The following is a 15,530-nucleotide window of genomic DNA, read 5'->3' on the forward strand; positions in this document are numbered from 1 at the left end:
CTCGCCTCCCGCCCGCGCTCCCGCGATAGTGACCGTTCCATGAAAGCAGGCATCATCGGCGCATCCGGTTATTCCGGTGAACTTCTCGTCAAGCTGCTCCTCGCGCACCCGCGGGTCGAACTCGCGGCGGTCACGTCGCGCTCCCAGGCGGGCAAGCCGCTCGCGAAGGTCATCCCCTCGCTGCGCGGACAGGACCGCGGCCTGAAATTCGTCGATTCCGACGCCGCCGCGCTCGCCGCCAGCGACATCGGCCTCTTTTTCCTCGCGCTTCCCCACGGCGCCGCCGCCGAATACGCCAAGGTGCTAGTCCCCGCCGGGAAACGCGTCATCGACCTCAGCGCCGACTTCCGCATCGCCGACCTCGCCACCTACGAGCGCTACTATGGCAAACACCACGCGCCCGAACTCCTGCCGCATGCCCGCTTCGTGCTGCCCGAGCTCACGCCGCCCGAATGGAAAACCGACGCGAACGTGGGGCTCCTCGCCGCGCCCGGCTGCTACCCCACCAGCATCCTCGTGCCGCTCGTCCCGCTGCTCCGCGACGGCGTCGCCGCGCGCGAGCACATCGTCGTCAATTCCAGCAGCGGCGTGAGCGGCGCCGGCAAGAAGATCGACGAGATGTATCTCTACGTCGAACGCGCCGAGAGCGTGAAAGCCTACGGCCTCGTGAAACACCGCCACCTCGCCGAGATCGAGGAGCAACTCGCCCTGCGCGCCACCGGCGGCGAACCGGTCGTCATCCAGTTCAACCCGCACCTCGCGCCCATGCGCCGCGGCATCGCCACCACCATCACCGTCCCGGCGAAAAACGCATTCATCGACGCGCTCTACGCCGCGTGGGAAAAGGCCTACGCGGGCCGCCCCTTCGTGCAAATTCTCCCCGCCGGCGAGACACCCGACACCGCGCACGTCACCGGCACGAACCGCGTTGACATGTCCGCCGTGCTCGACCCGCGCACGGGCAACTTCGTCATCACTTCCGCCTTGGACAATGTCGTGAAAGGCGCCAGCGGCCAGGCCGTGCAGATCATGAACCTCTGGTTCGGCTTCGACGAGACCGCCGGCCTGATCTGAGGACTTGCGAGGAGGGCGAATCCGCCGTTCGCCCTCCTCCGTTTTTTGCCACGGTCACTCCGCCCGCCGCAGCACGAGCATCGCATCCTCGCCGGTCGCGAGACTGTCGTCCGACTCGCGCAACTCGCCCGCCACGCCCAGGCGCGCGAGTTCATCGAGCAAGTCTCCAAGCTTCGGATACGGTTTTCCGCCCGGCCCGGACACGGGGTGCACGCGCGCCTCGCCCCGGCTCACGCGCGCCAGTTCGCGGCACGCCGCCACGTGAAACGCAAAATCGAAACGCGCCTCGTGCTGAAACAGGAAATGAGCGCACAGCACCAGGTCAAACGCCCCGTCCGCAAACGGCAGCTCCGGCAATTCCGCGCCCACATAACGCCCGAGCACAAACCGCTCCGCGTAATCGTGCAGGAACCGCGCCGCCGCCGCCCGCCGCCGCGCCTCGGCCTCATTGACCGACGCAAACGCCCGGAAACGCGTCAGGCTCGGACGCGCTCGCAACCGGGCAAACACCTCGCGATAATCGATCGCGACATACGTCGCCAGCGCGTCGGCGGAGCGCCCGTAAAGCGGATCGACCGCCACCGCGTCGCAACCCAGCGCGCACGCCTCGGCGGTGAATGACGACGGCCCGGCGGCCACGTCCAGCACGGTGCGCCCGCGCAGGTCGGCGGCCGGATCGAGGGAGAAAAACTGCGCGTATTCCTCGAGCGCGCGCCCGAAAAACGGAACCGAATGATGCTCGGCCCCGGGATGACTGGTGAATGAATCGGTTGAAAGAAGAAGGCTCATGATGGTGGTGGAATTTGCCTCGCGGCAGGGAGGCGGTGACAGGGGCGGTTTTTGTTGGAAATCAAGACGCTCCGGAAGGCGCGCCCGTTTCCACCGCCGGTGATTTTGGATCGTGGAAACAAAAAACCCGGCTCTTGAAAAGGGCCGGGCTTGGCTGGTTTTCGGGAAGCGACGCTCGCGGGCGCTCGCTCCGGACGCACATGCGTCACCATCGCCAAGCCGTCCGGCGCCACCACCAGCCGCGCGCATAAGTCATCGCGGGCACGGCATATTCGGCATAAGTGGCGGTGGCATTCATAGATCACCGCTATCCATGCGCGGCAAAGCCTCCGGTGCAAGTTTGTTTTGTGAATTTCCGAGGGTTTCACCAAGCTGCGCCGTATCACCACGCATGAACCAACCGCACGACCAAGACCCGCTCTCCAGCCTGCTGCAAAGCTGGCGGACGGCGCCGGCGCGCATCGGCGACGAGGAGTTTGCCGAGGACGTCTGGACGCGCATCGGCCCGCGCCGCGCCGCGGGCGGCACGGTGCTGTTCCGCCTGCTCGCGTCGCCGCTGGCGGCCTGTTTCCTCGTGATCGCCTCCGCGCTGGCCGGCGGCGGCGCGGCGCTCGCCTACACCCACGCGACGAAAACCGAACGCATGGCCACCGCCTACGTCCGCACCATCGACCCGCTCCAGATGGCGCACGCCGGCGCCCACGCCGGGCATTGAGCGCCGCCCGCACATTCCGACAGTTCTTCCGCATACTCCTCATGAAAAACCGCCGCGCCGCCGTCCTCATCCTGCTCGCCATCGCCAGCGGGCTGGCCGCGTTTTTCGCCACGCATGCGTTTCGCGCCGGCAGCCCGCCCGGCGACGAGATGCGCTGGCTGGCCGACGAGTTCGCACTCACCCCGGCGCAGGCCGCCGCCATCCGACAACTCGAGGCCGACTACGCGCCGGTTTGCGCGGAGCACTGCCGCCGCATCAACGAAATCCGCGCCCGGCTCGCCGCGCTGGAAAAAAACTCGCCCGACTACGAGGCCGCGCGCGCGCAGTGGACCGAACTCGTCCGCGAATGCAACGCCGCCACCATGCGGCACCTCGAATCCGTCGCCGCCGCGATGTCGCCCGGGCAGGGCCGCCGCTACCTCGCCCTTGTCGTCCCGAAGCTCGCCCGGCACGAGCACACGCAGCCCTTCGGGTTGAAATAAAACACGTCGCCCTCCCGCCGCCGCCAACGCGACCCGACACCGCACTCCCGCCGCACATGACGCCACCACCCGCCGTTCCCGGAGAAGACGCCGATGACATGCAGGCGCTCCGGCGCGGCGACGACTCCGCGCTCGACCGGCTCATGGCCCGCTGGCAGACGCCGCTGCGCGCGTTCCTTTACCGTCACACGCAAAACGAATTCGACTCCCTCGACCTCGCGCAGGAAACCTTCGTGCGTGTTTACCGGCATCGCGACCGCTTCCGCCCGGAAGCCGCGCGCTTCTCGACCTGGCTTTTTTCCATCGCGCTCAATCTCGCCCGCGACCGCGCGCGCAGCCTTGGCCGCCGACCGACCACCGCGCTGGAAAATGCCCCCGAACAGATTGATCCCGTCGCGCATCCGCGCGCGCAAACCGAGTCGAACGAGCGCGCCGGGGCGGTGCGCGCCGCCATCGCCGAGCTGCCCGACGACCTGCGGGCGGCTGTCATTCTTTTTGAATACGAGGCGAAATCCCACGCCGAGATCGCGGCCATTGTGAAGGCCACGCCGAAGGCGGTCGAAACCCGCCTCTACCGCGCGCGTCAGCTCCTCCGCAAAAACCTCGCCCGCTGGTTGTGATGCCTGGCGTCCCGGCGGCACCGCGTAGCGCAGGCATCCTGCCTGCCGTCGAAATAGAAAGGCGCGAAGCGCCGCTGATTCTTTTTCAGGAAATAAATGAGCGCTTCGCGCGATAAATTAACGACGGCAGGCTGGATGCTGCGCTACGGAGTTACTGCGTGACGCCAGACGCGGCTCCCTCAGCGCGAACCGACGGGCGGGCCGAGCACTTCACGGAGAACGACGGCGCGACGGAGCGAACCGGGGTCGCGCAGGTCGTCGGAAACCGTGTCGCGGATGCGGTCGCGCGCGGAGCGCCCGGCCTTGATCGGGACGGACGGCGCGGCGGTCGCGAAAGCCTTGGCGCGGCGCTCGTCGATCTTGCGCTTCTCTTCCAACTCGCGCATTTGCTCGGCGAGTTTTTGCTGGCGCTCGGTATCGTCCCAATCAAAGGCGGGCGCGGCGTCGCGTTTTGCCTTTTCCACTTTCACCTGCGGCAGCGGCGGCGGCATGGCCGGCGCGGCACGCGGAACGGGCGGCGCGGCCGGTTGCGGCGCGGAAGGCTGGTCTTCCTGCCGGCCGGACATGCGCTCGAGGATCTTGCGGCGGATTTCCTCCTGAATGCGCCGGGTGCGTTCCGCCATCTCCAATTCCTCGTCGTCTTCGTCGAAAGGATGCGCGGGCCCTTCATCCGCGTCACGATTCTGCGACTGCTGCGCGCCGCGCTCGGCGGCGCGGCGCCGCTCTTCGCGCGCCTTCTTTGCCTTGGCCTGGTTGGCCAGAAATGCCACGACAAAGAAAATGCCCATGAGGATGAGCTGGGGATGGTCGAGGAGCCATTTCATTTTTGTGGGGGAGAGCGGGAGGACGGTTGTGATTATATATGGCCGATGTGGAACGGAGGAAAAATCCCAAATCCCAATTTCCAAATCCCAAAGAAATCTCAAATTTCAAATCTCAAAATACCAGAGGAGGGACGCGGGAGCGTGGCTTTTGGGATTTTGTTTATTGATATTTGGAATTTTTTTGGGATTTGGGATTTTGGAATTTGTGATTTGCGAGCGAGGCGAGCCGTTATTTTTTGTCGTCCGGCTTCGCGATGGAGGAGCGCATTTCGGTGTCGGACTGGATGTTTTGCATCTTGTAATAGTCCATCACCCCAAGGCGCCCGCTGCGGAAGGCCTCGGCCATGGCGAGGGGCACCTCGGCCTCGGCGGCGACGACCTTGGCCTGCATCTCCTGCACGCGCGCCTTCATTTCCTGCTCGAGGGCGACGGCGGCGGCGCGGCGAATCTCGGCCTGCGCCTGCGCGATGGACTTGTTGGCCTCGGCCTGCGCCTCCTGGAGTTTCGCGCCGACGTTCTCGCCGATGTCCACGTCGGCGATGTCGATGGAGAGGATTTCAAACGCGGTGCCGACGTCGAGGCCGCGATTGAGCACGTTTTTGGAAATGGAGTCGGGGGATTCGAGCACGGCCTTATAGGACTCGGACGAACCGATGGTGTTGACGATGCCTTCGCCGACGCGGGCGATGATGGTTTCCTCCTTCGCGCCGCCGACGAAGCGGTCGAGGTTGGTGCGCACGGTCACTCGGGCGCGGACTTTCACCTGGATGCCGTCCTTCGCCACGCCGTCGATGGTGATGCGGCCCTGGTCGGGATTGGGGCAGTCGATGACCTTCGGGTCAACGGAGGTGCGCACGGCCTCGACGACGGATTTGCCCGAGCCCTTGGTCGCGAGGTCGATGGCGCAGGCGCGCTGCCAGTCGAGCGTGATGCCGGCTTTTTGCGCGGCGATGAGCGCCTGCACGGTCGGGACGACGTTGCCGCCCGCGAGGTAGTGCGCCTCGATATCTTTCACCGAGATGATGATGTCGGCCTTTCGCGCGGTGATACGGGTGTCAACGATGAGCGCGTAAGGCACGCGGCGCAGGCGCATGGCGACGAGGTCGCTGAAGAGGCGCACGGGCGCCTCGGCGAGCAGCGCGCGAAGCCACACGGAGAAGAAGGAGATGACAATCCCGCCGAGGACGAGCAGGACGATCAGACCGACGACGGCGAAAACGAGGAACATGTTTGATGGCATGATGTGGTGGTGGGTTGGAGGTTAGACTTTGGTTACTTTCAGGGTGAAATTGTCGAGGCCGGTCACGCGCAAAACCGCGCCTTTGGGGGCGAGCCCGTCAATGCAATGGGCCTCATAGCGCTTCCCGTCAACCGTCACGTAGCCGGTCGGAGCCAGAATGGTGACGGCCTCGGCCGATTTGCCGATCACGCTGGCGGCCTCGGCGGGCGGCGGCTGGCTGGTGCTGGAAATGGCCGCGTCGAGAAACATGCGCTTGCCGAGCCGCGTGCGCGGCAGGAGGACGAGCTCGACCCAGAAGGTGGCGCCGACCAGGGCGAGCGCGACCATGAATGCGATGAGCGCGCCTTGGCCGCCGTAGAGGTGCCATGCATAGCCGCATCCGGCCAGCATCACCACGCCGCCGATGGCGCCGAGCACGCCGCCGGGCGTGATGACCTCGAAAAACAACAGCACGATGCCGACGAGGAACAGGGCCACGATGACGCTCATGCCGCGCCCTCCGGTCCGCCGGGATGCTGGTTTTGCGCCGCGCCGTCCGCGCCGGGAGCACCGTCGGGCGCGGGTTCGACTTCGATGCCGAAATCCGTGCGCTTGGTCACGATGACGGCAGCCCCGCGCTCGACCGAGCCGACGGAGACACTGGCTTCGTAGCGCCGTCCGTCGATTTCGATCTGGCCAAAGGGACGCAGCGGCGTGGTCACGAGCGCGCGCCGTCCGACGAAGGTGTTGATGTGCGCGGCCTGCTCGGCCGATACGCCCGAGATTTGCGCGGCGGCGCCGATCGAGGACGAGAGCACGAGCTTGTCCCAGAACCAGCCGCGAGGGATGAATTTCACCAGCGCCACGGCAAACAGCGCCGTGAGCAGCAGGCCAAACGCGAGGTTCATGATCGGCGCAACCAGCACGTCGGACGACCAGGTGACGGAAATGGGTTCGTTGGGCCATAGGTCGGCCATCGCCCACACCAGCGAGCCGAGCATCAGCACGAGTCCGGTGAGCGCGGGCAAGACCAGCCCGGGGAAGAAAATCAGCTCGGCAATGACCAGCACGAGCCCGAGCGCGAAAAGCAGCATCGGCTCGTGCCCGGAGAGCCCGGCGACGTAACTGCTGAGAAACACGATCGCGAGCAGCACGATGCCCGCGATGCCGAACATGCCGAAGCCGGGCGTCTTGAACTCGATGAACAGGGCCAGCATGCCGAGGCTGAGCAGGATGGGTTTTATCATGTTCAACCACTGCGCGAGGCGTTCCGACCAAGTGACCTCCAGACGCTCGGATTCGAAATTGGCCTTGCCGAATTTCTGGGTGAGAAGGTCGTCCACGTCGGCCGCCACGCCGGCGGCGAGGAGGACTTGCGGCGGATCGCCGTAGGCGGTCATCGCCTCGGTGGCGGTGAGCGAGAGAAGCTCGCCCTTCGGCTTCAGGATTTTGCCGTCGATCTTGAGTTCGTAGTCCTTGTCGATCATCGCCGAAAGCACCTGCCCGCGGTAAGGATGCGCCTCGGTGAGGGCGCGGATTTTCGCCCGGAGAAAGCTGTTTATCTTCAGGCGCATCGTCTCGGGGATGTCCTGCCCGTCGCCGGAGACGGCGGCGGCCGCGCCGATGACGCCTTTCGGGGCGAACCAGATTTCATCCGTGGCGGCGGCGATGAACGCGCCCGCCGAGATGGCCTCCGTGTTGATATAAGTGATGGTGTGGCCGGAAAACTTGTCGAGCGCCTCCATCATTTCGAGCGCCGTCCCCGCCACGCCGCCCGGCGTCTCCATGTCGAGCACGACCACGTTGATCTTTTTTTCCTCGGCCTCCTTCAATCCGCGCCGGAGCACGTAGAGCACGGGCGAGTCGATCACCTCGCGCACCTCGATCACCATCACGCGCGCCTTGCCGTCGGTGACGATGCGTGCGGCGGCGGTGGCGTTTGCGTTCGCGACCGGAGCGGCGGGGCCGGCGTCTTTTTTCGCGGGCGATGCGGCGGGAGTCGGAGCGGCGGCCGGCGCGGGCAACTTTTCGTCGCGCGGAGTCTGGTCGGTCAGCGCCATGCACGCGGTGGCGAGGGCGAGCCACGAAAGCAGATGTTTTGCAAGGAGTCGGAACATGAAATTTGTGGGAATAATGATGGCTTTGCGACACTACGCAAGGCCGGGGTTGCCCGCGCGGGCAACTTTAAGCGGCTCCCCTCGCGTTCTTCTCCCGCACCCGCCGCCCTTGCAGCTTTTTTAGAAAAATACTTTGCCCGGTCGTCTCGGCGGGCCTAACAACGTCGGCATGGAAAAAGTCCCCTACCTTGGGCAGGAACTCACACGCTGGAAAGTCGGCAACTCGACCTTTCTTGCCATCCCCGAGCTCGGAGCGCGTCTCATGCACTGGCACGTCACCCACGGCGACGGCACCGTGCGCGATGTCATCCACTGGCCGGAACAGGAAAACCTGGACAACTTCGCCAGCGTGCGCGGCGGCAATCCCATCCTCTTCCCGTTCAGCGGACGTTCGTTCGACCAGGGTGAGATTTTTTTCTGGCGCAGCCCCGACGGCGAACGCCGGCCCATGCCGATCCACGGCATCGCGCGGCAGAGCAAGTTCGACGTGATCCGCAGCGACGAGCGCGGCTTCTCGGCCCAACTCATCCCGAACGACATCACGCGCGCGAGCTATCCGTTTGAGTATGAATTCACCGTCACCTACCGCTTCGAGGCGCTGAAGCTTTTCTGCGAGTTTTCGCTGCGCAACCTCGACACCCAGCCGCTGCCGTGGAGCGCCGGGCATCATTTCTATTTCACCCTGCCGTGGAACGACGGCCTGAAGCGCGGCGACTACGCCATCCGCATCCCCGCCTCGAAAACCATGAAGCAGGATTTTTCCAACGGCAGCTTCACCACCAACCCCGCGCTCAAGCCGCAGGAATCGCTCGACAACCCCGCGCTCGTGGACACGTTTCACGGCGGGCTGAAGGGCAACGCCGTGGTGTTCGGCCCCGTCGGTCATCCGGGCGAGATCGCCGTGCATCTCGGCACCGGGAAAAAACCGCCGCAGGACGCCGTGTTTGTCACATGGACCTTTGACGGCGAATCGCCCTTCTACTGCGTCGAGCCGTGGATGGGACCGGCCAATGCCAACGAGCACAAACAGGGCCTTTACTGGGTGCAACCGGGCCACTCGCAGAGCTTCGTGGTCGAGGTGGAAATCAAATAGGAAAATGTCGCCGGCGGCTCTTCCTTTGCGTCCTGGCATCATTCGTGGCCAAACAAGCATATGAACATCCTGATGCCATCGCCCATGCTAGCGCTTCTGCCTGATGTAGGCGGACCAGAGTTGCTGCTCATTTTCTTCCTCGTGCTGCTGCTGTTCGGCGGCAAACGCCTGCCCGAGCTTGCCCGCGGCCTCGGCAAGTCGATCCGCGAATTCAAGCGCGCCACCTCCGGCGTCGAGCAGGAACTCAAGCGCGTGCTCGAAGACGAGCCCGCCGAGCGGCGCGCCCGCGCCGAAAAGAAACGCCTGGAAGCCGGCGAGACCGACGGCGCAGCAGCCATCGCGGCGACGACCGCTGCAACCACCGCGACCGCGGCGGCCGGGACCGGGGAAACCCAGGAAAAAAACGCGGACGCGCCGCCCCCCGACGATTATTACGATCCGACCGACGACGATTTCACGACCGGCGAGGACGCGGACGCCGCCGGCCACGGCTACGACGACTCGTCCAATCCGTATCCCGAACTTCGCGACGGCGGGACGAAAGCAGGGGCGAACCAGGGCACCGGAGCCGAAGCCGAAGCAGCCGGGCCGGGAGCGGACGGGCAGCCGGAGAAAAAAACATCGACCCCGCCATCGCCGGAGACCGGCGACGGCGGCGGAATTTGATGGCAACTCCCGACAATCACGCCGCCGCCGCTCCGGATTCCGGCGAGCCGGTCGTCATTCCCATCAACGGCGAGCTGGATTTGCACACTTTCGCGCCGCGCGAAACCGCGAGGGTGCTCGACGCCTATATCGAGGCATGCCTTGAGCGCGGCATTTATTCGTTGCGCGTTGTCCACGGCAAAGGCACCGGAGCGCTGCGTGAAGCCGTGCATGCGCGGTTGCGACGCGATGCGCGGGTGGAAAGCTTCCGCCTCGGCGACGAAACCTCGGGTGGCTGGGGCGCGACGCTGGTGCGCCTGCGGGGGCGTCCCAAGTAATACCAATTCCGAACGAAATTCACCCTGGTGGAGGGCCGAGCTCCTGCGAGGCCGTCGCGGAAAAACGCCGCGTATCACCGCGACGGCCTCGCAGGAGCTCGGCCCTCCACCAAAAGGGTGGTTTCCATCCATAAATGGTATAACGCCATTTATAAAACCAGCCGGCATTTATCGGTAGGGAGGCCTCTCCGAGGCCTCCGCCACAACGCTTCGAATACCTCTGCCTCTTGTGACATTTCACCGCACCCGAGGGAGGTCTCGGAGAGACCTCTCTACCGCCTGAAACCGGCTGCGATTTTCCTTAAAATGCCCTATTTTTTCTTGTTCAGCGCGGCGGTGAACCAGTCACCGCCGAGGCTCTGGCCAGAATCGCGGCGCGGCGCGGCGCCGCCGAAGCCGTTCCCGCCGGGACGTTGGCCGCCGCGGAATCCGCCCGCGCCGGGAGCGGCGCGCTGGCCGGTCTTGGCCCCCAATTCGGGCTTGCTGCGCATGGAGAGCGCGATGCGGCCGCGCGCAAGATCGACCTCGGTCACCGTCACGGTGACGCGCTGGGAAACCTTCACGATTTCGGCCGGGTCCTTCACGAAAGCGTCCGCGAGCTGGCTGACATGGACGAGGCCGTCTTGGTGCACGCCGATGTCAACAAACGCGCCAAAGGCCGTGACGTTGGTCACGATGCCGGGGAGTTTCATGCCGGGTTTCAAGTCCTCGGGTTTGTTCACGCCGTCGGCAAAGGCGAAGGCTTCGAATTTCTGGCGCGGGTCGCGTCCGGGCTTGGCGAGTTCGGCGAGGATGTCGTTGAGCGTGGGCAGGCCGACGGTGTCGGTGACGTAGGCTTCGAGTTTGATCTTCCTGCGCGCTTTTTCGTCGCGCACGAGGTCGGCGACCGTGACGCCGAGGTCGGCGGCCATTTTTTCCACGATGGCGTAGGATTCGGGGTGGACGGCGGAGGCGTCGAGCGGATTGCCGGCATCGCGAATGCGAAGGAAGCCGGCGGCCTGCTCGTAGGCCTTGGGGCCGAGGCGGGAGACGCCGAGGAGCTCGGCGCGGGATTTGAAGGGGCCGTTTTCGTTGCGGTGGGCGACGATGTTGGCGGCGATGCTGGAGTTCAGGCCGGAGACGTAGGAGAGGAGTTGCTTGGAGGCGGTGTTCACCTCGACGCCGACGGCGTTGACGGAGGAGACGACGGTGTCGTCGAGGGAGCGTTTGAGCGCGTTCTGGTCAACGTCGTGCTGGTATTGGCCGACGCCGATGGACTTCGGGTCGAGCTTCACGAGTTCGGCAAGCGGGTCCATGAGGCGGCGGCCGATGGAGACGGCGCCGCGCACGGTGATGTCGTGGTCGGGAAATTCCTCGCGGGCGACCTCGCTGGCGGAGTAGATGGACGCGCCGGACTCGTTGACCATGACGACGGGAATCGACTTCGGGAGATCGAGGGAACGGATGAAGGCCTCGGTCTCGCGTCCGGCGGTGCCGTTGCCGATGGCGATGGCCTCGATCTTGAAGAACGTGATGAATCCGGCGATTTTTTCGCGGGCCTCGTCGGAGCGGGAGGCGCCCTGTTCGGGATAAACGACGTCGTTGTGCAGGAGCTTGCCCTGGCGGTCGAGGATGACGACCTTGCAGCCGGTGCGGAAACCGGGGTCGATGGCGAGGGTGTTTTTCTGGCCGAGGGGCGAGGCGAGGAGGAGTTCGCGGAGGTTTTCGGCGAAAACCTTGATCGCGGTTTCGTCGGCGCGCTTTTTGGTTTCGAGGCGCATCTCGGTTTCCATCGCGGGGGCGAGCAGGCGCTTGTAGGCGTCGGCGACGGCGAGGCGGACGTGGTGCGCGCAGGTATTTTCGACGGCGGGGGGGACAGGAGCGCGGACATTCTTGTCCGCGAAATCGCGGGCAGGTTCCGAGCGAAGCGACATGCCCGCCATGCCCGCGCTCCTTTGGGTGGCAGATTTGACATGCAGCGGCTCGATCTCGGCCAGCGCGGCGGTTTCGTCCACGGTGATGCGCATCATGAGGACGAGTTCCTTTTCGCCGCGGCGCATGGCGAGGACGCGGTGGCTGGGTGCCTTGGCGAGGGGCTCGCTCCACTCGAAATAATCCTTGAACTTCGCGCCCTCGGTTTCCTTGCCGCTGATGACTTTCGAGGAGATGACGGCGGTGCCTTGGGAGAGGGCGCGGAGCTTCGCGCGGGTGGGCGCGTCGTCGCTGATGCGCTCGGCGATGATGTCGCGCGCGCCGGCCAGCGCCTCGTCGGCGGAGGCGATTGTCTGCGGAGTGTTTTTGCCGTCGTCGGGCGTGTATTCACGATTCACATACGCGGCGGCCTCGGCGGCCGGGTCGGCGGCGGGGTCTTGCGCGAGGATGAGGTCGGCGAGGGGCTCGAGGCCTTTTTCGCGGGCGATGGTGGCGCGGGTGCGTTTTTTGGGGCGGAAGGGGAGATAAATGTCCTCGAGGGCGTTGAGGGTTTCGGCGGCGGCGATTTTTTTCGCGAGGTCGTCGGTGAGAAGGTTGCGCTCCTTGAGCGAGGCGGTGATGGAGGCGCGGCGCTCGTCGAGGGCGGCGAGTTGCTCGGAGCGGTCGCGGATGGCGGTGATCTGGACTTCGTCGAGTTCGCCGGTGGCCTCCTTGCGGTAGCGGGCGATGAAGGGAACGGTGGCGCCCTCGGCGAGCAGTTGCGCGGTGGTCGCGACCTGGTGGACTTTCAGGCCGAGTTCCTGGGTGATGCGAAGGACGTGGTCGGGATTGGGCGTGGACATCTGAATATTTTTGAAAGGGTGAAAGGGAACGAAAAATCGGAAAAGAAGCCCGCCATAGCAACGCGTGGAACGCGGCGGGCAAGGGGATTTTTGCCAAAATCGCGCCCGGTTTGATGATGCGCGCGCACCCATTCAAAGCCGGGCCGGGCCGTTTGCCCGACGCATGACCCAACTCCCAAACATACAGCTTCTTGTCACCGCCAAATAAATTTCAGTCTTGGCCCGGGGCGAAACGGTTTTGTTTGATGGACCCTTTAGATGGCCAGACACAAGACACCGAACAATCCCGACGACCAATCCGAGTTGCCGCTCGACAACGCCAACCTCGGCGCACTGTGGGCCGCGTTGAAACGCCCCACGCCCGCCGGCGACACCGGCGCGCCCGCGAAATCCACCCCGGCGCGCCCCGCCAAGCCGTCATCCGAATCCACCCAAGCCAAACCCGCGCCCGCTCCGGAGCCTGCGGTTCCCGAGCCCGCGGCGTCCGCGCCAGCCGCCCCCGCCCCGGACGCGCTGCCCGATGGCGCCCCGGCTCCCGAGCCCGCCGCCACCGCGACGGGCGTCACAAGCGACGCCCCCACGGCTCCCTCCGACGATCCCGCCTCCGCCGGCGCACCGCCCGCCGAACCGCCGCCCGACGGCCCCGCGCCCGCCAAGCTCGAAAACTCCCCCGACGCGCCGCTCGTCCGGCACTACAAGTCCTGGTTTCTCGAGTATGCCAGCTACGTCATCCTCGACCGCGCCGTCCCGCACATCGACGACGGCCTGAAACCCGTCCAGCGCCGCATTCTCCACACGCTCTTCGAGATGGACGACGGCCGCTTCAACAAGGTCGCCAACGTCGTCGGCGCCGCCATGCGCTTCCACCCGCACGGCGACGCCTCCATCGAGGCCGCGCTCGTCGGCATCGCGCAACGCGGCCTGCTCATCGAGCCGCAGGGCAACTTCGGCAATATCCTCACCGGCGACGGCGCCGCCGCCTCGCGTTACATCGAGGCGCGCCTCACGCCCTTCGCCCGCGAAGTGGTCTTCAACCCGAAGACCACCGTCTGGCAGCTCAGCTACGACGGCCGCGCCCGCGAGCCCGTCACGCTCCCCGTCAAGTTCCCGCTCGTCCTCGCCGAGGGCGCCGAGGGCATCGCGGTCGGCCTCTCGACCAAGATTCTCCCGCACAACTTCAACGACCTCTGCCGCGCCTCCATCAACCTCCTCCTCGAAAAACAGGACGGCAAAAGTCACTATCGCAAGATCTACCCCGATTTTCCCACCGGCGGCATCGCCGATTTCTCCGAATACAACGACGGCGAGCGCGGCGGCAAGGTGAAGGTCCGCGCCAAAATCGAGCAGCGCACCAAATACCTCCTCGCCATCACCGAGCTGCCCTACGGCGTCACCACGACCTCGCTCATCGAGTCCATCCTCGCCGCCAACGCCAAGGGCAAGATCAAGGTCAAGCACGTGGACGACAACACCGCCGACCAGGTCGAAATCCTCGTCCACCTCCCGCAGGGCAGCGACCCCGACCAGCTCGTCCAGCAGCTCTACGTCTTCACCGACTGCCAGGTCACCCTCTCGCCCGCCGCCTGCGTCATCGAGATCGGCGAAAACGGAAACGACAAGCCCGTCTTCACCAGCGTGTCCGACATCCTGCGGCGCGGCACCGACCGCACCCTCGCCCTCCTCAAGCAGGAACTCGAGATCAAGCTCGGCGAACTCGAGCAGCAGTGGCACTGGGACTCGCTCGTGCGCATCTTCATCGAGGAAAAAATCTACAAGCTCATCGAAACCTGCAAAACCAAGGAGGCCGCCGACGAGGCCATCCGCAAGGGCCTCCAGCCCTTCCTCAAGCGCCTCCGCCGCGAGGTCACCCACGAAGACATCACCAAGCTCGGCGACATCCCCATCAAGCGCACCGCCGCCTACAACCGGTTCAAGGCCGACGAGGAAATCAAGTCCATCGAGGCCGGGATCGCCGACGTGAAAAACAGCCTCAAGAACCTCATCGCCCACGCGATCAAGTGGTTTGAGATGTTGCAGGAAAAATACGGCAAGGGCCGCAAGCGCCGCACCACCTACGACGAAATCGAGCAGATCAGCGCCGCCGAGGTCGTCTCCGCCAACCAGCGCCTCTACGTCAACCGCGAGGAAGGCTTCATCGGGCTCAACTGGCGCCAGCACGAGTTTGTCACCGAGTGCACCATCCTCGACGACGTGATCTGTTTCATGGCCGACGGCACCATGAAAGTCGTGCGCGTGGCCGACAAGGTCTTCATGGGCCCCGGCATCATCCATGTGGCCGTGCTGCCGAAGGATGGCGACACCGCCTTCTACACGATGGTTTATCAGGACAAGAAGACCGGCAAAGCCTTCGCCAAGCGCTTCCAGGTTGGCGGCGTGACCCGCGAAAAACTCTATTCCCTCGTCGCCAGCGAAGGCTCGAAAGTCGTGTGGTTCGACATCGCGGCCAAGGAAGCCGACATGCCCGCGAAACTCGACATCGAGCTCAGCGGCCGCTGCTCGGCGCGCAAAAAAGAGTTCACCTTCGACGCCGGCGGCCTCTCCGTGGGCGCGCGCGGCGTGAAAGGCATCACCGTCACCGAATACCCGGTCAAACGCGTGAAAAAAGGCTGACCCACGGGGTGAAAAATCCGTGCCTCGTTATATAGTTCATCGCTATTTTGAATGGCTGTTTTTCACACAAAGGCACAAAGGCGCAAAGTCCGGAGCGAAGCGACAGGTCTGACAAGACAGCAAAAGGGCATTCTACTGAAATCATCAATTCATTGAAATTCATAGAAATAAAAATCTTTTTATGATTTCTCCGTCCTTTGCGCCTCTGTGTCTTTGTGTGAAAAATATGC

The 15,530-nt window shown here is 64.9% G+C and carries 14 protein-coding genes; 8 read left to right on the forward strand and 6 right to left on the reverse strand.

Translation table 11 applies throughout. The annotated features are described in order from the left end of the window. Positions 1-39: 39 nt before the first annotated feature. Positions 40-1,074: an N-acetyl-gamma-glutamyl-phosphate reductase gene (gene argC / locus OH491_RS08520; RefSeq protein WP_068772178.1), complete on the forward strand. Its 1,035-nt coding sequence runs from the start codon at positions 40-42 to the stop codon at positions 1,072-1,074. 54 nt (positions 1,075-1,128) lie between these two features. On the opposite strand, the gene OH491_RS08525 is transcribed toward argC, so the two are convergent. Continuing rightward, the gene (locus OH491_RS08525; protein WP_068772177.1) at positions 1,129-1,863 is read right to left on the reverse strand and encodes a class I SAM-dependent methyltransferase; all 735 of its coding nucleotides are present in this window, start codon (positions 1,861-1,863) and stop codon (positions 1,129-1,131) included. Positions 1,864-2,254: 391 nt separating this feature from the next. Between OH491_RS08525 and OH491_RS08530 the strand changes: the two genes are divergently transcribed. From OH491_RS08530 to OH491_RS08540, 3 genes are read left to right on the forward strand one after another with little or no spacing between them, the layout of a single operon-like run. After that, a complete protein-coding gene (locus tag OH491_RS08530) occupies positions 2,255-2,578 on the forward strand; it encodes a hypothetical protein (RefSeq protein ID WP_068772176.1) in 324 nt (107 codons plus the stop codon). Positions 2,579-2,619: 41 nt separating this feature from the next. Beyond that, positions 2,620-3,060, forward strand: coding sequence for a periplasmic heavy metal sensor (locus OH491_RS08535; protein ID WP_068772175.1), 441 nt, complete (start codon positions 2,620-2,622; stop codon positions 3,058-3,060). 56 nt (positions 3,061-3,116) lie between these two features. Continuing rightward, positions 3,117-3,680 carry an RNA polymerase sigma factor gene (locus tag OH491_RS08540; protein ID WP_084442523.1) on the forward strand — a complete coding sequence of 188 codons (564 nt, stop codon included), beginning with the start codon at positions 3,117-3,119 and terminating at the stop codon, positions 3,678-3,680. 179 nt (positions 3,681-3,859) lie between these two features. Here the strand turns inward: OH491_RS08540 and OH491_RS08545 are convergent, their stop codons facing one another. From OH491_RS08545 to OH491_RS08560, 4 genes are all read right to left on the reverse strand, one after another. After that, positions 3,860-4,504 (reverse strand): hypothetical protein, encoded by a 645-nt coding sequence (locus OH491_RS08545; protein WP_145929016.1) that lies wholly within the window; start codon positions 4,502-4,504, stop codon positions 3,860-3,862. 229 nt (positions 4,505-4,733) lie between these two features. After that, positions 4,734-5,744: a flotillin-like protein FloA gene (gene floA, locus OH491_RS08550; protein ID WP_068772172.1), complete on the reverse strand. Its 1,011-nt coding sequence runs from the start codon at positions 5,742-5,744 to the stop codon at positions 4,734-4,736. Positions 5,745-5,765: 21 nt separating this feature from the next. Beyond that, positions 5,766-6,221, reverse strand: a complete 456-nt coding sequence (locus OH491_RS08555; protein WP_334319582.1) for an NfeD family protein — start codon at positions 6,219-6,221, stop codon at positions 5,766-5,768. A gap of 8 nt (positions 6,222-6,229) precedes the next feature. After that, positions 6,230-7,840, reverse strand: a complete 1,611-nt coding sequence (locus OH491_RS08560) for an NfeD family protein (RefSeq protein ID WP_068772170.1) — start codon at positions 7,838-7,840, stop codon at positions 6,230-6,232. Positions 7,841-8,009: 169 nt separating this feature from the next. On the opposite strand from OH491_RS08560, the gene OH491_RS08565 reads away from it, so the two are divergent. The 3 genes from OH491_RS08565 (at position 8,010) to OH491_RS08575 (ending at position 9,916) form a co-directional block, all read left to right on the forward strand. Next, positions 8,010-8,933, forward strand: coding sequence for an aldose epimerase (locus OH491_RS08565; RefSeq protein ID WP_068772169.1), 924 nt, complete (start codon positions 8,010-8,012; stop codon positions 8,931-8,933). An 84-nt stretch (positions 8,934-9,017) separates the two neighbouring features. Then, positions 9,018-9,599, forward strand: coding sequence for a twin-arginine translocase TatA/TatE family subunit (locus OH491_RS08570; RefSeq protein WP_334319581.1), 582 nt, complete (start codon positions 9,018-9,020; stop codon positions 9,597-9,599). Continuing rightward, positions 9,599-9,916, forward strand: a complete 318-nt coding sequence (locus OH491_RS08575) for a Smr/MutS family protein (protein ID WP_068772167.1) — start codon at positions 9,599-9,601, stop codon at positions 9,914-9,916. Before OH491_RS08570 ends, OH491_RS08575 begins: the two co-directional genes overlap by 1 nt. Positions 9,917-10,227: 311 nt before the next feature. On the opposite strand, the gene OH491_RS08580 is transcribed toward OH491_RS08575, so the two are convergent. Beyond that, the gene (locus tag OH491_RS08580; RefSeq protein WP_068772166.1) at positions 10,228-12,669 is read right to left on the reverse strand and encodes a Tex family protein; all 2,442 of its coding nucleotides are present in this window, start codon (positions 12,667-12,669) and stop codon (positions 10,228-10,230) included. A 258-nt stretch (positions 12,670-12,927) separates the two neighbouring features. Between OH491_RS08580 and OH491_RS08585 the strand changes: the two genes are divergently transcribed. Beyond that, a complete protein-coding gene (locus OH491_RS08585; RefSeq protein WP_084442521.1) occupies positions 12,928-15,300 on the forward strand; it encodes a DNA gyrase/topoisomerase IV subunit A in 2,373 nt (790 codons plus the stop codon). The last annotated feature ends 230 nt before the right edge of the window (positions 15,301-15,530 follow it).

The sequence above is a fragment of the Termitidicoccus mucosus genome (assembly GCF_038725785.1).
Lineage (GTDB): Bacteria > Verrucomicrobiota > Verrucomicrobiia > Opitutales > Opitutaceae > Termitidicoccus > Termitidicoccus mucosus.